Below are 23,851 nucleotides of genomic sequence, written 5' to 3' on the forward strand. Positions count from 1 at the left end.
AGGAATCGTGATGGACTTTAATCGTTTCACAGATAAAGCACATGAATGCATTGTCAGTTCACAAGCGTTAGCGAAACAGTATCATCATAGCGAAATCAATGAGTGGCATGTATTGGCATCGATGATTTCACAAACAGACGGGATTGCACCGTTGCTGTTTCAAAAAATGGAGATCAACGTATCGGAGATTGAAGGCGAAGTCGCGCTTTCTCTGAAGAATGCACCAAAACTTCAAAATCCGACGACACCAATGATTTCGGCTTCTTTGCTAAACGTTCTAACGACGGCGGAACGTGAAGCGACCGGTATGAATGACGAGTACGTATCTGTCGAACACATTTTACTAGGCATTCTATTGAACAGCAGTCAGGCTCAGGGGATGCTCGAACGTAAAGGTATCACGGAAGAACGTCTCCGTGAAGCGCTCGTCGCCGTACGAGGGAATCGTCGGATTACATCCAAATCACCGGAAGCGACGTATGATGTTTTGACGAAATACGGTCGTGATTTGATTCAAGAAGTGAAGACAGGAAAAATCGACCCGGTCATCGGACGTGATAGTGAAATTCGTCGCGTCATTCGGATTTTAAGCCGGAAAACGAAAAACAACCCGGTCTTGATCGGGGAACCAGGGGTCGGGAAGACGGCAATCGTCGAGGGACTCGCTCAGCGAATCGTCCGCGGTGACGTACCGGAGAGCTTGAAAGACAAAACGATCTTCAGTCTCGATATGAGCTCGCTTGTCGCCGGTGCGAAATACCGTGGTGAGTTTGAGGAACGTCTTCAAGCTGTCTTATCTGAAGTGAAAGAGGCGGAAGGTACAATCATCCTCTTCATCGATGAACTGCATACGATTGTCGGCGCAGGGAAGTCGGAAGGGTCGATGGACGCCGGTAACATGTTGAAACCGATGCTCGCTCGAGGCGAACTGCATTGTATCGGTGCGACGACACTCGACGAGTATCGTCAATATATCGAGAAGGACCCGGCACTCGAGCGACGTTTCCAACAAGTGCTCGTCGCTGAGCCAGATGTCGAAGATACGGTTTCTATCTTGCGTGGTTTAAAAGAACGCTTCGAGATTCACCACGGGGTACGCATCCATGACAACGCGCTCGTGGCGGCAGCGATGCTCTCAAACCGATACATCACAGACCGATTCATGCCAGATAAAGCAATCGACCTTGTCGATGAGTCGTGTGCGATGATTCGGACAGAGATGGAATCGATGCCGGCGGAGCTAGACGAATTGGTTCGTCGGGTCATGCAGCTTGAAATCGAAGAAGCGGCGCTTAAGAAAGAGAGCGATGCAGCTTCTATGAAACGTCTCGAAGCACTCCAACAAGAATTGGCATCGCTCCGTGAACAGTCTGACTCGTTACGTCTTCGCTGGGAAAATGAGAAAGAGTCGACGCACCGCGTTCAGCAAATCCGTGGAGACCTCGAAAAGGTACGCCTCGAGTTACAAGAAGCAGAAAGTCGTTATGACCTGAACCGGGCTTCCGAACTAAAATACGGACGAATCCCTGAACTCGAGCGAGAACTCGAAGAAGCGGAACAGTTGGCGAGTTCGGTGACACGTGAACTCGTGCGTGAAGAAGTGACGGAGGAAGAAATCGCCGAGGTCGTTTCGAAATGGACCGGCATCCCGGTGACGAAGTTGACCGAAGGAGAGCGAGATAAACTCCTCAATCTCGAATCGGTCTTGCATAAGCGTGTCTTCGGGCAAGATGATGCGATTCGTCTCGTCAGCGATGCGGTCATTCGGGCCCGTGCCGGTATCAAAGACCCGAACCGTCCAATCGGTTCTTTCCTTTTCCTCGGACCGACGGGGGTCGGGAAGACGGAGCTCGGGAAGGCGCTCGCGGAAGCGATGTTTGACTCAGAAGATCATATCGTTCGACTGGATATGAGCGAGTATATGGAGAAACATGCCGTATCACGACTTGTGGGTGCACCTCCTGGCTATATCGGTTATGAGGAAGGTGGACAGTTGACGGAAGCGGTTCGCCGTAACCCGTACTCGGTTCTCTTACTCGATGAGGTCGAGAAGGCACATCCGGACGTCTTCAACATCTTGTTGCAACTGCTCGATGATGGTCGATTGACCGATTCGCACGGCCGCATCGTCGACTTTAAAAATACGATTGTCATCATGACATCGAACATCGGGGCAGACATCTTGCTCGAAGCAGCAAGGGATGGTGTGATTGATGAAGAGGAGGAACGTCAAGTACTCGACAAACTTCGTCGCCACTTCCGTCCAGAATTCTTGAACCGGGTCGATGAAACGATTCTGTTCCATCCGCTCACGAAAGATCAAATCGGTCAAATCGTCGAGAAAGCAGTTGGACGAATGAGTGAACGACTCACGACGCGCTCGATTCATATCGAGATCACAGACGCAGCCAAAACGTTCGTCGCCGACGAGGCGTACGAACCTCAATTCGGCGCCCGTCCAATCAACCGTTACGTGCAACGGACAATCGAGACGAAACTTGCTCGAAGCATTCTAGCTGGAGATGTCGAAGATGGTCAAACGGTCGTCATCGATGTCGAGAACGGGGAATTGACGTTACGTCCATCGACGGTCAATGCATAAGGAAAGAGGAATCCAATTGGATTCCTCTTTTATGTACGTTGATGTTTTCGTCTCAAAAGCAGAAAACTAACGCCGATAAAGATGAGATAGAGTACCGTTCCAAAAGTGGAGTTGAGTACCCATGGGATGGTCCCCATGAATGTAGTGCGTGTCGCTTCCTGAAACCAGAGCAGTAGCCAAAAAAATAGGCCAAGACTCGTTGCGAGTAGCGTGTAAAACCCCATCATGACTTGTTTTGTCCATCGCTTGATCCAAAATCCCAATAAAGCCGTAACGATGAAAATCGCACCTAGCCCACTATAAAATAATCCATCGATCGGTAATGACTGCACCCACATGACTCCCTTCTCACCATCAGATTTATATAATCCAATCTTACATGGAGAGGAAATGAATGGGAATCTTTATTGTGAAATGAGAGGTCGTTTTGGTTGATAGATGCAGTACGGTTCTGATTCCTTGAAGTCGCCTGTGACCGCATATGCCCTAGCTCGAGATCCTCCACAAAGATAACGATATTCGCAATACCCACATTTTCCATGGTGTGTATCTGGGTCACGTAATGCCTTGAACGTCGGATGGTGACGATAAATGTCCGCGAGAGGTGTTGTTCGAACGTTCCCACAGGTGATGGGTAAAAATCCAGAAGGTTGGACGTCTCCTGTATGGGAGATGAAGACGAACCCGTTCCCGTCATTCGTCCCACGAGGCGCCTTCGCCAAATCATCGTGCGGATGTCCAATTGGAGGAAGTCCTGCTCGTTTCCGTCGCTGATTTTCTTGACGCGCGACCCGACGATAGAACTGGGCCTCCGTTGTCGAAATGATGAACGGTACCGTCTCTTGTAATGCAAATGCCCATTTCAACACTTCTTCATGTCGTTCGGGAGAGATTGGTTGTAACAGCGAGCCTCGCCCGGTCGGCACGAGGAAAAAGAGTGTCCATACCGACACACCGAGTGATTCAACGAGTGTTGCCATCTCGGGCAAGCGATCGACGTTATACTCGGTCACCGTCGTGTTGATTTGAAAAGACATGCCTTCTTCCCGAAAGTAAGAGATTCCTCGGACGGTACGGTCGAAACTGCCACGTGTTCCTCTAAAGTAATCGTGTGTCTGTGCATCCGGACCATCGATAGAGAATGCCCAACGTGACAAACCGGCCGCTTTCGCACGTTTCACGGCGTCGTGCGTGACACGAGGGGTGGCAGAAGGCGTCATGGAAACGCGCATTCCGAGCGAAGCGGCATATTCGGTCAACTCGAATAGATCTTCACGCATGAGCGGATCACCACCTGTAAAGACGAGAATCGGGTTATCCATCGCATGAATCTCGCGGATGAGTGCCTTTCCTTCTTCCGTGTCGAGCTCGTTTTCATATCGGTGAAACTGTGCCTCGGCTCGGCAATGAACACAGGAGAGGGCGCAAGCACGTGTCACTTCCCAAATGACGATGAAGGGATTTTTTTGATAGTCGATGTGTTTCATACCGTCACCGCCTGTTTGAGTTGCAAGCGTTCAACTGCCCGTTTCGCCGAATCGACACAGTCTGGCAACCCGACTCCATGGAGAATGGCGCCACATGCTTCTACCCCATCCCATGACAAAAGTGCTTCTTCAAAAGCACGTACGTCCTGCTGATGCCCGACCTCGTATTGTGGCATCGTTTGAACGTGCCGTTCGACTTTCGTGAAGAGGGGAGTTCCAACGTTTTGGATACGTCGAAGTTCACTTAAAGCAAAGGTTGCGACCACATGGTCTTCTTCATGCAGGAGAGACGGGACATGTTCGGAACCGACATACATGCGAATCAATGCTTTTCCTTTAGGAGCCATATGTGGCCATTTCTTATGCATCCAACTGCAAGCGGTCAAGGCATTTTCTTCCGATTTGGCGATGACGTAGCCGGTTCCATCTAATGCATCAACATCTGCTTCGTCGAAGGCGGCGAGTACGGTCATCGAAGACGTCCTTTTTAAATTGGATAAACGTTCAGCTTCCGGGAATCCGAGTAGCGGACCGAGAGCGTGAGGAGAGGTAGCCATGATGATTCCATCAAACGATTCACTCGTCCCGTTTGCCAACGTCACCTCATGTGGGCGGACAGATTGCACGACCGTTCGTAACTCGAGTCGGTCAATGGAAGGGCGAAGTGCCTCGACGAGCACACCGAGTCCTTGGTCGATGGATAAAAATTTACCTGTATCCGAAGGCTTCACACCAGCCTGAACGGGAGGAGTGAGTGCCTTCATCCCGAGAATCAGACTGCGAGTTTTTTGTTCAATCGTGATAAACTGAGGGAAAGTAGACTCGATGCTCATATCGTCGAGTGTCCCGTTGTAAATCCCGGACAAAAGCGGTTCAATCATTGTATCGACGACCTCTGAACCGAGTCGCGTCCGAAAGAAACGATCAAGCGAGATATCCTCTCCTGTATAGACGCGTGGAATCACAAGATCGAATCCCGCGCGAAGCTTTCCTTTCCACGTGAAAAGATCTGTCTTGACCATCGGCCAAAATTTAGTTGGAATGCCCATGACCGATCCAGCTGGCATTTGTCTCAACCGTTCACGGACATAGATATAAGATGTTCCTGTTTTGGAACGAACCAAATGATCTTCTAGTCCGAGTTCTGTGATGAGAGATGTCAACGTTGGTTTACGAGCCATATAGCCGTCAGGTCCGGTCTCTAGCGTAAAGCCATCACGATAGAACGTTTTGATTTTCCCACCGAGACGATCTTGCGACTCGAACAAGGTGACATGAGCCCCGGCTTGTTTGGCGTAATAGGCAGCAGCGAGTCCGGTGATGCCACCTCCGATAATTGCGATACGATTCAATCGATTCACCCATTTCTCTAAAATATTGTCATAGTAACGGTACCGAGAATCTTGACGGAGACATAGGATAAGTGTCACGGAGTTCTAGACAAATTTGTCACGAATGAGAAAGGGGACGGAGAAATGATTACTTTCATCGTCGTTGCAGCGCTTGTCGTGCTAAGTGTAATCGGGTTCATTTTGACGATGAATCGACATGGGGAAAAGTTGACGGGAGATGAGGAGTCCCCACCCATGATTTGGGCGGATGAGAACTGGTATAAAGATGATGGACCGCCAGACGGATAATATGATAAGATGACCCGGTTGAAATTTGATGGAATATGAGGTGATCGAATGAATGTACTCGAACAACAGTTGAACCACCTAATTGATGAGTGTCGTCCGTACACGGCTCAAGGGAAAGTGGCGGACTATATTCCAGAACTCGCACATGTGAAAAACGATTTGCTCGGTGTGGCGATTTGTTTGCCGGACGGTACGTACATTCATGCGGGGGACGTTCATCACAAATTTACGATTCAAAGTGTATCGAAGGCGCTTACGCTCTGTTATGTTCTGATGGAATTCGGGGAGGACTATGTCTTTTCAAAAGTAGGGATGGAACCGACGGGTGATGCCTTCAACTCCATTGCCAAGCTTGAGGAAACGGTCCCGTCAAAACCGCTGAATCCGATGATCAATGCCGGAGCGTTAGCGGTGACGAGCATGATTTTAGGAGAAACAGCAGAACTTAAAATCTATCAGTTCCGTCAGTTTTTGGCGACACTTCTCAATCGACCGGTTGAGGAAATCACGTACGATGAAAAAGTCGCCCGCTCAGAATATGAGACGACCGACTTGAATCGCGCACTTCTTTATTTTATGCGTCACCATGGAATTGTGGAAGGTGACGTCGATGAGATCATTGATGTGTATACGAAACAGTGTGCCATTGAAATCGATTGTTTTGATTTGGCGCGAATCGGACGTGTCTTTTCTGGGAATGGGGAAGACCCCGATACGGGTGAGGAATTGATTCCACGCCGAGTCGTTCGGATCGTCAAAGCGATTATGACGACATGTGGCATGTACGACGCATCAGGGGAATTCGCGGTCCGAGTCGGATTACCGGGTAAAAGCGGTGTTTCGGGTGCGATTTTGGCCGTTGGGAACCACGAATTGGATTTGCATAATGTCGGATTCGGCATTTTTGGTCCATCACTGGACTCAAAAGGGAATTCGATTGCGGGAATGAAATTATTGGAGCTCTTGATCGAACGTTATACGTCTCGTTAAATCGATAATTTTTGAAGTGATGTTTTCAACTCATGTTCCAAGCGTTCGATTTTTGAATCATATGCAGATTGTAAGTCGGCAGGAGGGGTGAACGCTCGCCAGCGTTTTAAAAGTTGGTCATGGTCGTTCAACTCACCAAGCTCGGTTTGCATCTTTTTTAACGTACGTACAGTGTCCATCGAGGCATCTGATTCATAGTTCAAGAAATACTCGTTTAAATAGCGCTCCCGTTTGACGTCTAAACGGACTTTATGAAGCGCCTCTACCTTCTCATTTTTATTCGATTGTTCGTGATACGCGCGAACTCGTTGCATGCGTTCACGTCTCGCCTTTTCTAACATCGGAGAGGCGTTCATTTTTTTGAATGCACGAAATAGTGGGCCAGCGATGAAGCGACGAATCTGCTGGTCGAGCGAAGGTGTCATCTTTTCACTGACCCGTGTTGCGAGAATCGTGCGTTCGATGGCGCGCTGTTGTTCCATCGATTCAAGAAATCGTTCATCGAGTTCCGTTTGAGAATCAAAAGTCTCGATGAGTACATCCAAGTCGCGCACCCGACCAAGTGCTTCCATCAGTTGTTTGAGTTGACGGAACGTTGCAGGTTTTGTTTCATACACCTGCATGAACGTGATCAGTTTACGTAAATGAACGCGAGCATGGTGAATGTCCTCGGAATTTTTGAAGGTGAGGGCTTCCGTGACATAGTGATTGAACGTGCTCCACGTTTCTAACAGCTCAAATTTAAGTTTTTCTGCATGCCGTTGATTCATGATATTGTTTCCTTTCTGAAAAAGAGATGAGGGTTGTCCATGTACCAAACACATTCATTAAACGAAAAAATCAAACTGTTCTTTACGATTTTCTTTCCGATCCTAGTCACGCAAGTGTCTTTTTATTTGATTAGCTTTTTTGACACGGTCATGTCCGGGCGTGCGGGCGCAGTCGACTTGGCCGGCGTCGGTGTCGGTTCTAGTCTGTGGATGCCGGTTTATACCGGCCTCAGTGGGATTTTACTTGCCGTCGCACCGATTGTTTCACAAGCACTCGGTGCACGAGATCACCATCAGATTCAACGAACATTGTTTCAAGGAATCTATTTAGCGATCTTGTTGAGTATCCTTACGTTGACGCTCGGATCATTTCTGGTGCCGCTCGCAATCGAGGGCATGGGACTTAGCACAGAGGGTAAACGAATCGCAACGCAATACTTACTTGCTCTTGGGTTCGGTGTCTTACCGATGTTCTTGTTCAATGTGCTTCGCACGCTCATGGATGCGCTCGGCAAAACGAGAGTCTCCATGATTCTTATACTATTAGGGTTACCCATTAATGTCGGATTAAACTACATCTTCATTTTTGGAAAACTCGGTATTCCGGCGTATGGAGGTGTCGGGGCGGGAATTGCCTCAAGTATCACTTACTGGTTGCTCTTCTTCATGGCGTTGTTTTTCGTCAGAAACGGGAAGCCGTTCCGTGAATACAAGTTTTTACGAACGGCAGAACGCATCGTCTGGCTCAAACAAAAAGAGCTGCTACAGCTCGGTACACCAATCGGACTCGCCATTTTTGCAGAAGTCAGTATCTTTGCGGCAGTGACGTTACTGCTCAGCTCCTATGGGGATCAAATCGTTGCAGCACACCAGGCGGCGATCAACTTCGCTTCGTTTGTTTACATGCTACCGCTTTCGGCTTCGAGTGCATTGACGATCGTGGTTGGATATGAACTTGGGGCGAAACGACTTCAGGATGCGGTTCGCTATGCAAAGATCGGAATTTCGCTCTGTCTTGGCGTTTCGATATTCTCTGGTGCTTTGTTGTTTTGGCAAAACGAACGGGTCGCGGCCATCTATACGAATGATCCGACAGTCGTCGATCTCGCCGCGCACTTTATGATTTTTGCTGTGTTCTTCCAGTTGTCGGATGCCGTCGCTGCACCGATTCAAGGGATTTTACGAGGCTTCAAAGACGTCAATATTACGCTCGTTCTGTCACTCGTCGCATATTGGATTATCGGATTGCCGCTCGGTTATGTGTTAGCAGAACAGGCGGGCTTCGGACCAGACGGCTATTGGATTGGCTTGATTGCGGGACTCGCAGCCGGGGCAGTGTTGTTATTTGTCCGGTTAGTTTGGATTGTTCGACGCTATAAAACGGTTTAGGAAGTAAAGATTGTTCGCAATTGTGAACAATCTTTACTTTATTTTAAATTGGTCTATACAACTATACTTATATCGGATATGATAACATGGAAGAAAACATGAAGGAGTGATGAACCGATGGGGACCTTGATCAATGCGCGTATCGTCTCAGCGGATCAAACATGGGAAAGAGGATATATCAGCTGGAATGGAGAAACGATTAGCAAAATCGGATCGATGGAACAGTTTGAACAACAAGATGATCATGTGATTGACGTATTCGGTGCCCTTGTCACACCGGGTCTAATCGATGTGCATATCCACGGGGGATACGAGGTCGATACGATGGACGCAGATGAATTGAAACTCCGTCGGTTGAGTCAGGACATGCTACAAGAGGGTGTCACTTCTTTTTTTGCAACGACAATCACGCAGTCTAAAGAAGCGATTGAACGCGCCTTGACGGCAGTACGAAATGTGATTGATACGCAGGACACGACGCTCATCGGGATTCATTTAGAAGGTCCTTTCGTAAACGTAGAGATGGCTGGAGCGCAACCGGCGGAATATATCATCGACCCGGACGCCGGACAATTTCGAAAGTGGCAAGAACTGGCGGGCGGTCATATCCGACTCGTTACGTATGCGCCGGAGCGTCCGGGAGCACGTGCGTTCGAAGCAGCCCTTCGTGAATCGGGTGCGATTGGTTCTGCCGGACATACGAGTGCGACATTTGAAGAGAACAAGCAAGCGGGCGTCAAACACGGGACGCATCTTTATAACCAAATGCGTGGATTACACCATCGCGAACCAGGAACGGTCGGATATTGTCTCTTAGAAAAAGGAGTCATGGCGGAAATCATTCCGGATGGGATTCACAGTCGTCCAGAGATGGTCGACTTCGCGTACCGATTAAAAGGAGCGAACGAACTCGTCGTCATCACAGATGCGATGCGAGCGAAAGGATTACCGGACGGACAGTACGAACTGGGCGGTCAACCGGTCATTGTAGAGGAAGGTGCTGCAAGACTAGAAGCAGGAAATCTTGCCGGCAGTGTGTTGACGATGGACGCCGCCTTCCGAAATATTCAGGCATATACGGGATGTACGGTGGAAGAGGCGGTCAAAATGACCTCGACGAATGCGGCCAAAGAATTCGGATTGACGACAAAAGGAGAGATCAAATCGGGGTTTGATGCAGACCTTGTCGTTTGGGATGACACGAACAATGTTCAAATGACTTTTGTCAAAGGTCGAATCGTATATGAACGGGAGGAACAAAGATGAACGTATTAGTCGCAAAGACGGCGAACGACGCGGAACGAATCGCCTATACGCTAATCAAAGAACGAATTTCAGGGAAACATGACTTCGTACTCGGTCTTGCGACCGGTAGCACGCCGGTCGGGATGTATCAGATGTTTAAACAGGATGCGCTCGATTGTAGCCACGTGACGAGCGTCAATTTAGATGAATATATCGGATTATCGCCAGATCATCCGCAAAGCTATAACCGCTTTATGAAAGATCGCTTGTTTGACGAAGTGCCGTTCAAACAAAGCCATCTTCCTCAAGGTGATGCACCAGACCCAGAAGCGGAAGCGGTTCGCTACGAAGGTCTCGTTCGGGAACTTGGTGTCGATTTACAACTTCTTGGAATCGGAGAGAATGGACATATCGCCTTCAATGAACCGGGTACGGCGCTCGATGCGAAAACGCATGTGACCGAGCTCACGGAGTCGACGCGGGAAGCCAATCGTCGTTTCTTCGACCATCTAGAAGATGTGCCGACTCACGCCATTACCATGGGACTCGATACGATCATGAATGCGCGTGAAATCGTCCTCGTCGCCACAGGTGAGCGGAAGGCAGAAGCGGTACAACACATGATTGAAAGTGTACCGACGGTCGATTGGCCGGCCACAATTTTACAAGCACACCCAGGCGTGACCGTCGTCCTCGACGGGGCAGCGGCGTCCCGTTGTGCAGAAGCTCTTCAAGCAAGAGGACAAGAGGCAGCCACACGATTTTTTACGATTCGAGCTTAAACGACCTGCGGAGGCGTCTCCGCAGGTTTTTGTCTGTTCAACTATGGGAAATTGTAAAGAAACGAATTTGTCATCAAAACGTTTTCGACAAATTTCACACTTTCCTCTATAATGAGTGAAGCTCATTATTTTGACTCGAAGGAGACCATCATGAATTCTAGAACACATACTCGTAGACAGCGCAAAGGTCCGTCTGCGTTTTATAAAGTATTTAGTGCCCTCGTGCTGATTGCGATTATTGCTGGGTCTAGCATTTACGGTACAGCATTTTATAAAGCCCATAATATGTTATCGGGAACGCAAGTCACGTTAGAGGATGACCCGACGGTAGAACCGACTCGATTTGATAAAGAAGATACGGAATCGTTCTTGATTTTAGGGACAGACCTTTCTCCGCAAAAGAAAGCCCGGGGTGAGTTCGGACGCTCGGATGTCATGATTGTCGTCGTTTTGAACAAGAAAGAAAAGCAGACGACGATGCTCAGCATCCCGCGTGACTCTTATGTCAACATCGACTACACAGGATTTAACATTCCTTATGGGAAGACGGGGCTTGATCAAGATAAGATCACACACGCCTACTACTTCGGTTCGATGGATGAATCAAATCCGAATAACGGGATGCGCATGGCGACAAATACGGTCGAAAATCTGGTCGGGATTGAAATCGATCATGTCGTTTCCGTTAACTTCCAAGGGTTCGTTGATTTCATCGATGCGGTCGGCGGCGTAGAAATCGATGTGCCGTTCTCTTCACAACAAAACAGTTATGATGCCTCACGTGAGACGGTTGCACTCGAAGAAGGACTGCAACAACTTTCTGGAGAAGAAGCATTGGCCTATGTCCGAAATCGTCATGATGACCCACGTGGAGACATCGGTCGCGGACAACGTCAGATGGAAGTCATCAATGCCGTACTCGAACAATCTCTCGGGACGTCACTCATCAACAATTATGATAAGGTCTTGAAAGCAGTCGGAGACAATATGCAGACAACGCTTGGACCAAATGATTATATGCGCTTGATTGAAGACGTCGGAGCGTTGCATAACACAGTGCAATATCAACTGACCGGTGAAGGTGCGCGCGCGGATGATGGACATTTCTATTACTTCTTGAATGAACCGCTTCTTGAAGAAGTACGCTATCGTGTACAACAAGCGGATGCGGGGAATCGCGTGGAACAGATGACGGATACAGAACTAGAATCTTATATGTTAGACCCGAATGGGGTCACATATGAAGCGCAATAAAAAAAGTTTGCCCTAGGGCAAACTTTTTTTATATGCGATCCATCGCGACCGTCAAGGAGTAGGAGTCTCCACGGAACAGGGAGCGACTATATTCAAACATACTCCCGTCTTCTAGGTAAGTTCGTTGGTCAATCAACAGGACGGGCGCATTCGGTGAAATGGTCAATAAGTTGGCCTCTTCTGGACCGGCACTACGGGCTTCAAGTGTCTGTGTTGCATTTTTCAGGCGTAAGCCGTGCTGTTCGGCATATGCATAAATCGATCCCGTCGCGTCATCTTGCGTCAGGTCAGGCAATAATTGAACGGGAATATAGGCGGTCTCGAGCGCAAGTGGATTTTCATCTGCTAGCCGAAGCCGTTTCATCTCATAAACAGGGGTTTGATTCGGGATACTCAGTTGCTGCGCGATGCGATCGGTTGCCGGAATGACCTCGTAAGAAAGCAGGCGGCTGAACGGTCGCATGCCGCGATGTTTGATTTCCTCGGAAAAACTCGTCAGTCCCGATAAGGTCATGGCGATCTTCTGACTCGCGACGAACGTGCCTCGTCCTTTTTGACGGCTCAAGTAACCGGCGTTGACGAGGTTCATGATGGCTTGCCGAATCGTCATCCGACTGACGTGAAATTGCTCGGAAAATTCACGCTCTGAAGGCAAGGTGTCTCCTGGTTTTAACAATCCGTCATCAATTTGTTGCTTTAAGTACGCTTCAATTTGATAATAAATAGGTAACGGAGATTGTTTATCGATTTCTAACATATCATTTCGCTCCTGACTGAGAAGATGTATGTTTCATTATAGACGAAATTAGACTAGTTGTCTGAACAGATTATAGAGAGAAGGTGGAGGACAAGATGGAACCTTATACAGCAAGTACAGTCGTGACCTCGATAAAGGAAGACGGCAATGGGCATTGGCACACACTCGCGAACAGTCCGTTTTATGCGGAAGGTGGAGGGCAACCGGCTGACCGTGGATGGATTGGGACGCATAACGTATTAGATGTACAAATCAAGGACGGGGAAGTATGGCATCTTTTGTCAGAAGCATTACCTGCGGGCAAAGCGGTAGAGGCTCGAATCGATGAGGACGTGAGACGAGACCATTCCATCCAGCATACTGCTCAACATGCGTTAACGGCGATTTTGGAAGACCGCCATGGCATTCGGACGCTTAGCTTTGGAATCGGCGAAGCGGAATCATCCATTGAAATTGAAACGGCAGCGATGGATTGGGCGCATGTCGAGGCACTTGAACGAGAGATGCAACAACTCATCTTTGAAAACCGTCCGATTCGTGTCTATGAGATTCCGAAAGAAGAAGTAGACCGGACACGCTTACGGAAAGAGACGGACCGAACGGGGATGATTCGCATCGTCGAAATCGAAGGTCTAGATTACAATGCATGTGGTGGTACTCATGTGGAGACAACCGGACAGCTCGGTACCATCCATGTGACATCGATAAAGAAAGTAAGAGGAAACATCCGCTTGACGTATGTGGCCGGAAATCGAGCAATCAAGGCAACTCAACAAGCGCGCGAAGCGTTGCGGTCGATTCACCATACATTCTCGACAACGAATGAGTCCGTGGCAGCACGCGTGATCGAAGAGCACACGATTCGTTTGGAACGTGAAAAAGAAATTAAAACGCTCGAAGAACGGATTGCCAAAGCGAAGGTAGAGGCCGTGTTGAAAGAAGACAACTATGTGGCCTTACATGTCGGGAGAACAGAAGCAGAGACGTTGACGACTGCCATCATCGAACGAATCGCAGCAACCGGACGAATCGCCGTCGGGGTCAACTATGGAACACAGAAATTGTTCGTCATGCATGACGGGACACAGGATATCGCCGTCGGCACATTCTTGAAAGCGGCCCTGCAAGAGATGCAAATTGGTCGTGGTGGTGGAAACCATAAACAGGCCCAAGCGCGATTCACATCCGTAGCGGAACTAGAAAAGGGAATGAAAGAAATCGTGAGACGTTTACAGGAAGGGGTTTTACCATGTTGACGATTCAATCGGGAAACGAAGCAACGTTGATTGAACTGGCCAAACAAGTGCGGGAAATCGTATTCGTTCAGGAACAAGGGATCGATGCGAGCTTAGAATACGATGACCTAGATGGAGTCTGTACGCATGTGGTCGGTCTTCTTGACTCTGAACCGGTGACGACAGCGCGTCTTCGCCCGGTAGACTCGATTGTCGGAAAAGTGGAGCGAGTGGCGACGATTCTATCGGCCCGGGGCCATGGATATGGGAAAGACATTATGATTGAAGTTGAACGTGTCGCGAAACGTCAAGGGTTGGTCGAACTACGATTGGGTGCACAACTGACGGCGCTCCCATTCTATGAAAAGCTCGGGTACGAGGCGTTCGGAGATGAGTTTTTGGATGCCGATATCCCGCACCGCATGATGCGAAAAACATGGTAATCCTTTTTTGAAATATCCCATTTTTCTAAAAAAAGGTTGGCAAGTAGATTTCGTTTTGTTATAACTAATACTAACAACTGACAGATAGAGGTTGCGAATGACATGAGTAAGCTTGGTTGAAACGGACGCACTCCGGACCGAGCCGAAAGGGGAAATTCGCCGAAGTCGACGTTCACGTGCGTGTGAACGAAGGCTGGGGTAGTCGTGAATAACGCCTACACTGCCATGGTCAACTACCATGGAGCGCTATCTACGGAACGATTCTTTAATCGTTTTTCAACTGCGCGTACAAGCGGCAGACCGTAGGGAGAGTGCTTCCTACCGGTCTGCCGCTTTTTCTGTTGGTGGACATCTTGAAAGTGGGGAACTTGATGACAACCGTACTGAAGTTTGGTGGTAGCTCCGTTGCCACAATCGAACAAATACAAGCCATTTCGGATTATTTACAAACACGTGTGGCGACCGGTGAAAAATTGGTCGTCGTCGTATCGGCGATGGGCAAAACAACGGATTCGCTCCTGTCGCTCGCGAAACAAATCACGGATCGCCCGATGATTCGCGAACTCGACCGGCTACTCGCCGTTGGAGAAGAGCAGACGATCAGTTTACTCAGTATCGCCTTGAACTCGAGAGGAGTACCGGCCATCTCTCTAACAGGACAGCAAGCCGGGATTGATACGATGGGGATTCACACGAAGAGCAAAATCAAAGCGATTCGGAAAGAAGTGTTACACGAGAAGTTGCGTCAATATGATGTCTTGATCGTTGCTGGATTCCAAGGCGTGAATGAAGCGGGAGACGTCACGACACTCGGACGTGGCGGTTCGGACACGACAGCGGTAGCACTTGCGGCCGTCCTCAGTCAGCGTTGTGAAATTTATACGGATGTGGCCGGGGTATATACGACAGACCCACGAATCCATCCGACGGCAAAACGACTCGATACCGTCTCTTATGACGAAATGATGGAGATGAGCGCACTCGGTTCAAAAGTGATGGAGATGCGAAGCGTGGAGCTCGCAAAGAAATATGACGTCAATATTTTTGTCGGAAAGACGCTCTCGAGCGAAGGAGGAACATGGATCATGGATATGACGCAAGCAATGGAACAGAAAGCAGTCACGAGTGTAAGTGTCGTCAAGAACGTACTCAGTGTCTCGATCAAGCATATTCCGCACACGGCGGCGGGAGTCGCAGACATCTTTGAACGATTGTCAGAGCGACACGTCAATATCGATATGATTTCACAGACGGCATTCGACGGTGAAGTATTCCTCTCGTTCACATGTCCGCTCGATGAGGAAGCGTTCTTAGAAGAGGCACTCGCGGAGTTGACGGCGAGCTTACCTCAAATCAAAATCGATCGTCACACGGAACATGCAAAAATTTCGGTCGTCGGAATCGGTATGCGAGACGCGACAGGTGTCGCATCAGAACTCTTTGCGACATTCCGCGAGATGGGGATTCCATTCTATCAAGTTACGACATCTGAGATCAGTATTTCCTATACGATTCAAGAACAAGACGTAGAAGCGGCAGTTGCAGCCATTGCAGCCCGATTCAACTTATAAGGGGGTAGCACGATGTATAACGTAGCAGTCGTCGGTGCAACAGGTGCCGTCGGACAAAAAATGATCGACGTTTTAACGGAATATGAATTTCCGATCAGCGAGCTGAGACTCTACGCTTCAGCCCGCTCAGCAGGAAAGACGGTCGAGGTGAACGGACAATCGGTCGTGATTCGTGAATTGACCGATGCGATTTATGCGGACCCAATCGATATCGCACTCTTCTCTGCTGGTGGGAGCATTAGTGAACAATACGCCCCACGGTTGAGCAAGCAAGGAGTCATCGTCATCGATAATTCAAGCGCATTCCGAATGCAAGAAGGAATTCCACTCATCGTACCGGAAGTGAACCGAGTCGAACTCAGTCCGGAGAAGACGCTCATCGCGAACCCGAACTGTTCCACGATTCAATCGGTCGTGGCGCTCGCACCATTAGCGGAAGTATACGGACTGACACGTGTCGCCTATACATCGTATCAAGCAGTATCGGGATCGGGTCAAAAAGGGATTGATGACCTCGAGCGCGGTGCGCGCGGAGAAGAACCGACGAATTATCCGTATCAAATTTATGATAACGTGTTGCCACACATCGATGTATTTTTAGAAAATGGCTATACGAAAGAAGAACAAAAAATGATGGATGAGACGCGTAAAATTTTGAACGCACCGAACCTCGGCGTAACAGCCACTTGTGTCCGAGTACCAGTACGAAACAGTCATGCGGTATCGATCACGGTGACGCTCGAACGGGATGCGACGGTCGCAGAAGTGAAAGCCGTACTCGCAGATGCGCCAGGTGTCGTGGTCATGGACAATCCATCTGAACTAGCCTATCCGACACCGCTCGATGCGAACGGGACGGATGAGGTGTACGTCGGACGAATTCGCCGAGACGATTCACAATCGAATACGTTCCATTTGTGGTGCGTTGCAGATAACGTCCGAAAAGGGGCGGCTGCGAATGCCGTTCAAATCGCACAATGTATGATTAGTCAAACAGCGACGAAATAAGGAGGAGATGACATGTTCACAGGAGTGGCGACAGCACTAGCTACCCCATTTCAAGAAAATGGGCAGTTGAATCTAGAAGCATGGGCAGCATTGATTGAAGACCAAATTCAAGAAGGCGTGACGGGTCTCGTTATCGGTGGGACGACCGGCGAAGGAATGACGATCACCGATGAGGAGTTCGAGACATTGCTCGTCCGGGCGGTTGAGGTTGTAAACGGCCGAGCCGTGATCATCGCGGGAACCGGATCGAATAATACAGCAGTCAGTATCGAGAAAACGAAACGGGCCGCCGAACTTGGTGCCGAGATGGCGATGGTCGTCACACCGTACTATAACAAGTCGACGCAGGCTGGACTGATTGCTCACTTTACCGCGATTGCGGATGCGTCACCAATCCCACTCATGCTCTATAATGTCCCGTCACGGACGGGTGTCGCCTTGGCACCCGAGACGGTCGGCGAGCTTGCGGAACATCCACGCATCACCGCCTTGAAAGAAGCGAGTGGGGATATCTCGGTCATGGCGCAGATGATGGCTCATATTCCGGAAGGGTTCACTGTTTACTGCGGAAATGACGATCAAATCTTGCCGTACATGGCTTGGGGTGCACAAGGTGTCGTCTCCGTTTTATCAAACGTCTATCCGGGAGCGACGGTCGCGTTGGCAGAAGCTCTGTTGGCAGGTGATTTACAGACGGCTCGGACATGGCAAATTCGTTTGCTCCCAGTCATCGATGAACTCTTCGCAGAAGTGAATCCGATTCCGGTAAAGGCGGCGCTTCAAGCGCGAGGTTTTGAAGTCGGCGCACCACGCCTGCCGCTCGTTCCGATGAGCGCGACGGCTGAAGCGAAATTACTGTCTGCGATGGAGCAATTCAATGAGGTGAGACAATGAATGTGCTCATCCACGGATTCGGCGCGATGGGACGGATTGTCGAAGAGGTCGCACACGCGCAAGGTGTGAACATCACGGCAATCGTCTCACCGGGGAGTGACGAACACGCGGCGACTCTGAGTGAGGTAGAGGCACCTGTCGATGTCGTGATCGACTTTTCGAATCCGGCGTTACTCCCTGACTTGCTCGCGTTCGGACGGGAGCGCAATATTCCGCTCGTCATCGCGACGACGGGCTTCACGCCGGAAGAACTGGCTGAAATCGAAACGGCTTCACAAGACATCCCAATCTTTCAGTCGTATAACACGTCATATGGGATTGCGCTCTTGAAGCAGTTGCTCGACCAGCTCGTCCCGCTCACTCTCGGGTACGACATTGAAGTGATTGAGGCGCACCATCGAAAGAAAGTGGACGCACCAAGCGGTACGGCAGAATTATTGGCACGTGCCATCGAAGCGAAGCGTGACGTGACACCGGTTTACGAACGCACATCACGTCGGGAAGCGCGTGGAACTGAAGAGTTGGGCATGCATTCCATTCGGGGTGGCACCATCTTCGGTGAGCATACCGTGCTCTTCGCCGGAGATGATGAAATGATTGAATTGAAACATACCGCGTTATCCAAACGCGTCTTTGCAAACGGGGCCCTTGCCGCAGCGGCAACGATCATCGATCGCCCGGCAGGACTTTATAATCTATCGAACTTATACGAGGAGGCTACTCATGTTACTCACAAACGCTTATGAAATCGCACAATATATTAAAGATGCCAAGAAGGAAACACCAGTCAAGCTTTACGTCAACGGTCAATTGGCAGGTCTTGAAATCGAGGAAGCGAAAGCATTCGGAACGGATGAGTCGAAACTGTTCTTGACGACGGCAGAACGAGCTGCGGCATTTTTGGAAGCAAATGCATCGGTCATCACGGATTCACATCTTGAATACGACCGTCGCAACAGTGCCGTACCAATGCTCGATACGACACGACTCAATGCTCGAATCGAACCAGGGTCGTTTATCCGAGACCACGTTCAAATAGGAAATAACGCGGTTGTCATGATGGGAGCTGTCGTCAACATCGGAGCGGTCATCGGAGATGGTTCGATGGTCGACATGAACGCGGTCATCGGAGCGCGCGGAACGCTCGGGAAAAACGTTCACCTTGGCGCGGGTGCCGTGGTTGCAGGTGTCCTTGAGCCACCTTCAAAAGATCCGGTCATCATCGAGGATGGTGTCATGATCGGAGCGAACGCGGTCATCTTGGAAGGCGTTCGCGTCGGTGAAAATGCGGTTGTCGCAGCTGGAAGTGTCGTCACACAAGATGTGCCTCCAGGCGTCGTCGTCGCGGGAACACCGGCACGAGTCATCAAACAGAAAGATGAAAAAACTTCTGAAAAAACGCAACTTGTTGATGACTTACGCTCTCTCTAACGTATAATAGACAGAAAATATAAACAATGAGGAATGGGAGAGTTGCATTATGGAACAGTATGGACAATGGATGTGGAAAGACGGGGCTTGGATTGAGCCGACTGACGCAAACACGAGTATCATGACACACGCGATTCACTACGGAAGCGGGTTCTTTGAAGGGATTCGCGCGTACCACACGGAGGAAGGTCCTGCCATCTTCCGGTTACGTGAACACTTGGAGCGACTTGTTCGCTCGTGTGCATACTACCACGTCACACTACCGTATACGGTTGATGAACTCGAACAAGCGACGATGGAATTGATTGAGCGAAATGGATTTGAAGCATGCTACATCCGTCCGTTCGTCTTCCTTGGAACACCTTGGCAAGCACTTATGCCGACTGCTGAGACGAAGGTACATGTTGCCATCTCGTGTTGGCCGCTCGGTGAATACTTCAACAAGACGGTCGGGATTCGAGCGAAAGTGGCCTCGTATCGCCGCGTGTCTTCTACGATGATGCCGATGCAAGCGAAGGCGGCATCGAACTATATGAACTCACAACTATTAAAAGGAGAGGCGCTCCGTGACGGATTCGACGAAGCGATCGCTCTTGATATGAACGGAAACGTCAGTGAGGCGAGTGTTGCGAACATCTTCCTCGTGAAAGGAAAAACGATTACGACACCGTCCCTTGACTGTTCTGTGTTAGATGGCATCACACGCCAAACGGTGATGCAATTGGCTCGTGAAGCCGGATACGAAATCGTCGAGCGTCATATCGGGCGTGATGAACTATATGTAGCCGATGAAATCTTCTTGACGGGAACGGCAGCCGAGGTGACGAGTGTCATCGAGGTCGATCACATCTCGATTGGAGGCGGCGTCCAGACGGTCGCGACAGAAATGTTGACACGCTATCGTGAAGCCGTGACAGGACAGCTTCCGGAACACCGAGATTGGATCACGTTTGTAAAATCAGCAGTCATAGAGTAAAGGAGTTTTGAACGATGGGAGTCACAATTGACTTAAATGCGATTCGCGAAAACAAACGCCGGATTGAAGCGCTCGGGCGCCCTGTGTTTGCGGTCGTGAAAAACAACGCCTATAACTTAGGGATGGAGCCAGTTGTGACAACTTTGTATGACGAAGGGGTCCGTCACTTCATGGTGACCACATTAGAAGAAGCGTTCGAAGTACGAACGCATGCAGAGTCGGCTCGCGTCCTCGTCATGAATCCGGTATATACGTGGGAACACGTGCATGCCCATGATTTTGACGTCGCGATCGGTTCGTATGAATGGCTCGTCTCACAGCGGGAGCATCTCGATGGCGTTCGCCTTCATTTGAAGCTAGACGTCGGCATGAACCGATTCGGCGCCAAAACGTTTGAAGAAGCGCTACAAATCGTCGCCTTCTGTCAAAATGAAGGATTGAACCTTGTCGGACTGTGCACGCATTTCCCGCTCGCGGATGCAGACAATGCCGAAGTCGAGCATAGCGTTCAAGTCGAACGTTTTGCTGACTGGTCGACGCGTTTGATGGAACGTCATACGTTTGAATTGATTCATGCGGCGAACAGTGCGGCCACGCTTCAAGATGATTCACGCTTGCATCATTGCACCCATGTGCGCGTCGGTATTTTCTTATACGGCTATTCATCGGTCGAGCCAGTGGAGTGGCTCGTGCCTGCATTTTACTGGGAGACAGAAGTGGTTGCTGTCCATGACATCGAAGCGGGGGCTCATGTCGGGTATGGAACGGGGTATACCGCGGAAACAAAGGAACGAATTGCCGTTTTATCCATCGGATATGGAGATGGATTAATGCGAGCGCGACGTCATTTGCCTGTTCACATTTCAGGAAAAGCCTATCCATTCGTCAGCAACATCTTTATGAGCCATAGCTTCATTAAAGTGGATGAAGACGTACAAATCGGCGACCGCGTCATGCTATATGGGATTGAAACGAAAATCGATGACGTGACACGTGTTGGTTATGCCAACAATTCAGAACAGCTCTGTGCTCGTTCGTGGCGTGTCCCACATCGCTTTGAAGGAGGAATTGTATGTACACCACCAATCAATCAGAATGTTTGATCGAGGGCGTGTCCGTCCGTGAACTTCAAGCGACGTACGGGACACCTTTATACATCATGAGTGAGCCGGAACTAGAGCGCCGCCTTGGGATTGTCCAGAATGCGTTTCTAGACAAGTATCCGAACACGTATGCATTATACGCGTCAAAAGCGTTATCGATTGCGGCCGTGTATGAAAAAGTGATGGCCGCAGGGTTAAGTGTCGACGTCGTCTCAAGGGGTGAGATGTACGTGGCACTGCATGCTGGGGTACCGGCCGAGCGCATTCACGTTCACGGGTCGAACAAGACAATCTTGGATATCACGTTCGCGCTCGAACAGGGGATTACACACTTTACTATCGACAATATGCGTGAAATCAGCCTTTTGTCAGGACTTGCGGCTGAATATAATCGTGAAGTCGATGTGCTTCTTCGCATCGTGCCTCAAGTCGTTGGAGGCGCTCATGCGGCGATTCAAACGGGTGGGGTTGATACAAAATTCGGTTTCCCGACGCACGACGACACATATTTAGATGCCGTTCGTGCGACGTTGGAAGCGGAACATTTACAGTTGAAGGGGATCCACTGTCATGTCGGCTCTCAAATTCAAGATCCGACCCTCTTCATCAACACGGTGAAGACGATGGTGCGCTTCATGGATACGATTCGTCAGGAGACCGGCTATACGACGGATGTGTTGAATATCGGTGGCGGCTTCGGTGTCGCATACTTAGATGAAGACGAGCATCTCGACTTCGCACAAACGATGGAACGTGTGATGGAGGCTTTGGTCGAGGAAGTCGAGGTACGTGAATTGCCACTTCCGAAAATCGGGATTGAACCGGGCCGTTGGCTCGTCGCCAATGCCGGTGCCACGCTATATGAAGTGGGGACCGTCAAAGAAGTGAGCGGCGTTCGTACATTCGTGTCTGTCGATGGCGGGATGACGGATAATATCCGTCCGGCATTGTATGACGCAGAGTATGAGGTCGTGGCAGCGACAAGGATGAATGAAGAGAAGACGCTCGAGGCAAAAATTGTCGGAGCGTGCTGTGAGTCGGGAGACATCATCTCGAACCGCTCATTGATCCCTTCGGTCACACCAGGTGACTTATTACTTGTCAAAGCCACGGGAGCGTATAACTTCTCGATGGCGAGTAACTATAACCAAATGCTTCGTCCGGCGGTCGTCTTCGTCAAGGAAGGGAATCACCGCCTTGTCGTCCGTCGCCAAACGTTTGAAGACTTGGTGGCATGTGAAGTCATTAGTCAATCGACGTAAGGCTGCAGAGCAATCTGTAGTCTTTTTTTGATTTTGAAATGAGAACGTTTTTCAATTATGATAGAGAAGAGAAAAAAAGGGGAAGTGACGGTCATGACAAAGACAGCAGCACAACAGTTAATTGAAGCAAGACGTACGGTCCGTATGTTCAAGGAAGAACCAATCGATACGAAAGTGCTCTATGAAGTGTTGCAATCGGCACACCACGCACCATTTCACAATAAAGTCGAGCCGTGGAACGTGTATGTGTTCAATGGGGACGGGAAGCAAGTGTTACTCGATGCGCTCGAACCAGCCTTCTCGGAGGCGTCAGAAGGACAACGCGAAAAGGTGACGGGACGGATTTTAAATGCGGCAACCTGTATGTATGTGACGGCAAAACATTTTGAGACGGACAAAGGGAATCGAGACGCGTTGCTCGCGACGGCGACATTCATTCAAAATGTCCAACTCTTGTTAAGTGAACGAGAGATCGGGATGGTCTGGCGGACGGGTGGACTGTTTGACGATGCACGGTTGAAGGAGATGATCGGGGCGGAAGGTGAGACGTTTGTCGGTCTACTTCAAATCGGTAAATATGATGCCGAGGATATCCCGTCACCAAAAGCGCGGCAACCGATTGATTCGCATCTCATCATGTTTGAATAATAAAAAGCGAGCGAGGGGGAAATCCCTTCGCTCGCTTGCTGTATATATCTGAGTTATCGTTTTATTTTTGTTGCGAGCCAATCTTGAATCACAGTCGTTGGAATCATTCAGTCGTTCCTCCATTAGTAACATCTTCTTCTCTACTATTATCCAAATGCATACGTTCCCAAACCTCTCGATGTGCACCGTGTAGGACATCATCGAATGAATCATCGATATGAAGGCCATAACTTGGATTGATGGATGTGGCATAGAGGTCTAGCATGAGTTGATCATGGTTCGGATACATAGAGTGGGCTCCTTTCAATACATCAGCTTGGCTACACCTTCAGTATACAAAGGAACTATGAAGAAAATTCGAGAG

Annotated in this window: 24 protein-coding genes and 1 riboswitch; of the genes, 18 read left to right on the top strand and 6 right to left on the bottom strand. The window is 49.5% G+C overall.

What is annotated here, in order from left to right; genetic code table 11:
- Positions 1-10 precede the first annotated feature (10 nt).
- Entirely contained in the window at positions 11-2,602 is a 2,592-nt protein-coding gene (clpB, locus tag KNO90_RS12240; RefSeq protein ID WP_215113703.1) for an ATP-dependent chaperone ClpB, read from the top strand.
- A 29-nt stretch (positions 2,603-2,631) separates the two neighbouring features.
- Here the strand turns inward: clpB and KNO90_RS12245 are convergent, their stop codons facing one another.
- From KNO90_RS12245 to hemG, 3 genes are all read right to left on the bottom strand, one after another.
- Complete coding sequence (locus KNO90_RS12245) at positions 2,632-2,934, bottom strand: hypothetical protein (protein ID WP_215113704.1); 303 nt, start codon at positions 2,932-2,934, stop codon at positions 2,632-2,634.
- A 72-nt stretch (positions 2,935-3,006) separates the two neighbouring features.
- Positions 3,007-4,089 carry a TIGR04053 family radical SAM/SPASM domain-containing protein gene (locus KNO90_RS12250; protein WP_215113705.1) on the bottom strand — a complete coding sequence of 361 codons (1,083 nt, stop codon included), beginning with the start codon at positions 4,087-4,089 and terminating at the stop codon, positions 3,007-3,009.
- Positions 4,086-5,519 (bottom strand): protoporphyrinogen oxidase, encoded by a 1,434-nt coding sequence (gene hemG, locus KNO90_RS12255; protein WP_353048495.1) that lies wholly within the window; start codon positions 5,517-5,519, stop codon positions 4,086-4,088. Before hemG ends, KNO90_RS12250 begins: the two co-directional genes overlap by 4 nt.
- A gap of 45 nt (positions 5,520-5,564) precedes the next feature.
- Between hemG and KNO90_RS12260 the strand changes: the two genes are divergently transcribed.
- Positions 5,565-5,729, top strand: a complete 165-nt coding sequence (locus tag KNO90_RS12260) for a hypothetical protein (protein WP_215113706.1) — start codon at positions 5,565-5,567, stop codon at positions 5,727-5,729.
- A 48-nt stretch (positions 5,730-5,777) separates the two neighbouring features.
- Positions 5,778-6,719 (top strand): glutaminase A, encoded by a 942-nt coding sequence (gene glsA, locus KNO90_RS12265; protein ID WP_215113707.1) that lies wholly within the window; start codon positions 5,778-5,780, stop codon positions 6,717-6,719.
- Here glsA and KNO90_RS12270 read toward each other — a convergent pair.
- Entirely contained in the window at positions 6,716-7,489 is a 774-nt protein-coding gene (locus KNO90_RS12270) for a CHAD domain-containing protein (RefSeq protein WP_215113708.1), read from the bottom strand. The genes glsA and KNO90_RS12270 overlap by 4 nt on opposite strands.
- 39 nt (positions 7,490-7,528) lie before the next feature.
- Here KNO90_RS12270 and KNO90_RS12275 point away from each other — a divergent pair, with 39 nt between their 5' ends.
- From KNO90_RS12275 to KNO90_RS12290, 4 genes are all read left to right on the top strand, one after another.
- A complete protein-coding gene (locus tag KNO90_RS12275; RefSeq protein ID WP_214742737.1) occupies positions 7,529-8,878 on the top strand; it encodes an MATE family efflux transporter in 1,350 nt (449 codons plus the stop codon).
- Between the two features lie 117 nt (positions 8,879-8,995).
- The gene (gene nagA, locus KNO90_RS12280) at positions 8,996-10,144 is read left to right on the top strand and encodes an N-acetylglucosamine-6-phosphate deacetylase (protein ID WP_214742738.1); all 1,149 of its coding nucleotides are present in this window, start codon (positions 8,996-8,998) and stop codon (positions 10,142-10,144) included.
- A complete protein-coding gene (gene nagB / locus KNO90_RS12285; RefSeq protein ID WP_214742739.1) occupies positions 10,141-10,905 on the top strand; it encodes a glucosamine-6-phosphate deaminase in 765 nt (254 codons plus the stop codon). Before nagA ends, nagB begins: the two co-directional genes overlap by 4 nt.
- 150 nt (positions 10,906-11,055) lie before the next feature.
- Complete coding sequence (locus KNO90_RS12290; protein WP_214742740.1) at positions 11,056-12,159, top strand: LCP family protein; 1,104 nt, start codon at positions 11,056-11,058, stop codon at positions 12,157-12,159.
- A 28-nt stretch (positions 12,160-12,187) separates the two neighbouring features.
- Here the strand turns inward: KNO90_RS12290 and KNO90_RS12295 are convergent, their stop codons facing one another.
- Positions 12,188-12,916, bottom strand: a complete 729-nt coding sequence (locus KNO90_RS12295; protein ID WP_214742741.1) for a GntR family transcriptional regulator — start codon at positions 12,914-12,916, stop codon at positions 12,188-12,190.
- 95 nt (positions 12,917-13,011) lie between these two features.
- Between KNO90_RS12295 and KNO90_RS12300 the strand changes: the two genes are divergently transcribed.
- From KNO90_RS12300 to KNO90_RS12350, 11 genes are all read left to right on the top strand, one after another.
- The gene (locus tag KNO90_RS12300; protein ID WP_214742742.1) at positions 13,012-14,172 is read left to right on the top strand and encodes an alanyl-tRNA editing protein; all 1,161 of its coding nucleotides are present in this window, start codon (positions 13,012-13,014) and stop codon (positions 14,170-14,172) included.
- Positions 14,166-14,594, top strand: coding sequence for a GNAT family N-acetyltransferase (locus KNO90_RS12305; RefSeq protein ID WP_214742743.1), 429 nt, complete (start codon positions 14,166-14,168; stop codon positions 14,592-14,594). Before KNO90_RS12300 ends, KNO90_RS12305 begins: the two co-directional genes overlap by 7 nt.
- A 77-nt stretch (positions 14,595-14,671) precedes the next feature.
- Positions 14,672-14,851, top strand: a riboswitch (Lysine riboswitch).
- A gap of 114 nt (positions 14,852-14,965) precedes the next feature.
- Positions 14,966-16,165, top strand: a complete 1,200-nt coding sequence (locus tag KNO90_RS12310; RefSeq protein WP_483299197.1) for an aspartate kinase — start codon at positions 14,966-14,968, stop codon at positions 16,163-16,165.
- Positions 16,166-16,177: 12 nt separating this feature from the next.
- On the top strand, positions 16,178-17,173 hold the full coding sequence (locus KNO90_RS12315; protein WP_215113709.1) for an aspartate-semialdehyde dehydrogenase: 996 nt from the start codon (positions 16,178-16,180) through the stop codon (positions 17,171-17,173).
- Between the two features lie 12 nt (positions 17,174-17,185).
- Entirely contained in the window at positions 17,186-18,067 is an 882-nt protein-coding gene (gene dapA, locus KNO90_RS12320; RefSeq protein WP_215113710.1) for a 4-hydroxy-tetrahydrodipicolinate synthase, read from the top strand.
- On the top strand, positions 18,064-18,813 hold the full coding sequence (gene dapB / locus KNO90_RS12325; protein WP_215113711.1) for a 4-hydroxy-tetrahydrodipicolinate reductase: 750 nt from the start codon (positions 18,064-18,066) through the stop codon (positions 18,811-18,813). Before dapA ends, dapB begins: the two co-directional genes overlap by 4 nt.
- A complete protein-coding gene (gene dapD, locus KNO90_RS12330) occupies positions 18,791-19,498 on the top strand; it encodes a 2,3,4,5-tetrahydropyridine-2,6-dicarboxylate N-acetyltransferase (RefSeq protein ID WP_214779246.1) in 708 nt (235 codons plus the stop codon). The genes dapB and dapD overlap by 23 nt, the downstream gene beginning before the upstream one ends.
- A 49-nt stretch (positions 19,499-19,547) precedes the next feature.
- Entirely contained in the window at positions 19,548-20,474 is a 927-nt protein-coding gene (locus KNO90_RS12335) for a branched-chain amino acid transaminase (protein WP_214742749.1), read from the top strand.
- Between the two features lie 14 nt (positions 20,475-20,488).
- Complete coding sequence (gene alr, locus KNO90_RS12340) at positions 20,489-21,577, top strand: alanine racemase (RefSeq protein WP_215113712.1); 1,089 nt, start codon at positions 20,489-20,491, stop codon at positions 21,575-21,577.
- Positions 21,547-22,839 (top strand): diaminopimelate decarboxylase, encoded by a 1,293-nt coding sequence (gene lysA / locus KNO90_RS12345; RefSeq protein WP_215113713.1) that lies wholly within the window; start codon positions 21,547-21,549, stop codon positions 22,837-22,839. The genes alr and lysA overlap by 31 nt, the downstream gene beginning before the upstream one ends.
- A gap of 93 nt (positions 22,840-22,932) precedes the next feature.
- Positions 22,933-23,487 (top strand): nitroreductase family protein, encoded by a 555-nt coding sequence (locus KNO90_RS12350; protein ID WP_251127460.1) that lies wholly within the window; start codon positions 22,933-22,935, stop codon positions 23,485-23,487.
- A 103-nt stretch (positions 23,488-23,590) separates the two neighbouring features.
- On the opposite strand, the gene KNO90_RS12355 is transcribed toward KNO90_RS12350, so the two are convergent.
- Positions 23,591-23,776 (bottom strand): hypothetical protein, encoded by a 186-nt coding sequence (locus KNO90_RS12355; protein WP_215113714.1) that lies wholly within the window; start codon positions 23,774-23,776, stop codon positions 23,591-23,593.
- Between the last annotated feature and the right edge of the window lie 75 nt (positions 23,777-23,851).

Source organism: Exiguobacterium sp. s63, from assembly GCF_018617335.1.
Lineage (GTDB): Bacteria > Bacillota > Bacilli > Exiguobacteriales > Exiguobacteriaceae > Exiguobacterium.

Coding starts and splice junctions, on each gene's coding strand:
- alr (WP_215113712.1), top strand. CDS start 20,489: ATGGGAGTCACAATTGACTTAAATGCGATTCGCGAAAACAAACGCCGG.
- KNO90_RS12350 (WP_251127460.1), top strand. CDS start 22,933: ATGACAAAGACAGCAGCACAACAGTTAATTGAAGCAAGACGTACGGTC.
- KNO90_RS12290 (WP_214742740.1), top strand. CDS start 11,056: ATGAATTCTAGAACACATACTCGTAGACAGCGCAAAGGTCCGTCTGCG.
- KNO90_RS12355 (WP_215113714.1), bottom strand. CDS start 23,776: ATGTATCCGAACCATGATCAACTCATGCTAGACCTCTATGCCACATCC.
- KNO90_RS12295 (WP_214742741.1), bottom strand. CDS start 12,916: ATGTTAGAAATCGATAAACAATCTCCGTTACCTATTTATTATCAAATT.
- nagB (WP_214742739.1), top strand. CDS start 10,141: ATGAACGTATTAGTCGCAAAGACGGCGAACGACGCGGAACGAATCGCC.
- KNO90_RS12250 (WP_215113705.1), bottom strand. CDS start 4,089: ATGAAACACATCGACTATCAAAAAAATCCCTTCATCGTCATTTGGGAA.
- KNO90_RS12315 (WP_215113709.1), top strand. CDS start 16,178: ATGTATAACGTAGCAGTCGTCGGTGCAACAGGTGCCGTCGGACAAAAA.
- lysA (WP_215113713.1), top strand. CDS start 21,547: ATGTACACCACCAATCAATCAGAATGTTTGATCGAGGGCGTGTCCGTC.
- KNO90_RS12260 (WP_215113706.1), top strand. CDS start 5,565: ATGATTACTTTCATCGTCGTTGCAGCGCTTGTCGTGCTAAGTGTAATC.
- dapB (WP_215113711.1), top strand. CDS start 18,064: ATGAATGTGCTCATCCACGGATTCGGCGCGATGGGACGGATTGTCGAA.
- KNO90_RS12300 (WP_214742742.1), top strand. CDS start 13,012: ATGGAACCTTATACAGCAAGTACAGTCGTGACCTCGATAAAGGAAGAC.
- nagA (WP_214742738.1), top strand. CDS start 8,996: ATGGGGACCTTGATCAATGCGCGTATCGTCTCAGCGGATCAAACATGG.
- KNO90_RS12270 (WP_215113708.1), bottom strand. CDS start 7,489: ATGAATCAACGGCATGCAGAAAAACTTAAATTTGAGCTGTTAGAAACG.
- KNO90_RS12335 (WP_214742749.1), top strand. CDS start 19,548: ATGGAACAGTATGGACAATGGATGTGGAAAGACGGGGCTTGGATTGAG.
- KNO90_RS12305 (WP_214742743.1), top strand. CDS start 14,166: ATGTTGACGATTCAATCGGGAAACGAAGCAACGTTGATTGAACTGGCC.
- dapD (WP_214779246.1), top strand. CDS start 18,791: ATGTTACTCACAAACGCTTATGAAATCGCACAATATATTAAAGATGCC.
- KNO90_RS12275 (WP_214742737.1), top strand. CDS start 7,529: ATGTACCAAACACATTCATTAAACGAAAAAATCAAACTGTTCTTTACG.
- glsA (WP_215113707.1), top strand. CDS start 5,778: ATGAATGTACTCGAACAACAGTTGAACCACCTAATTGATGAGTGTCGT.
- KNO90_RS12310 (WP_483299197.1), top strand. CDS start 14,966: ATGACAACCGTACTGAAGTTTGGTGGTAGCTCCGTTGCCACAATCGAA.
- dapA (WP_215113710.1), top strand. CDS start 17,186: ATGTTCACAGGAGTGGCGACAGCACTAGCTACCCCATTTCAAGAAAAT.
- clpB (WP_215113703.1), top strand. CDS start 11: ATGGACTTTAATCGTTTCACAGATAAAGCACATGAATGCATTGTCAGT.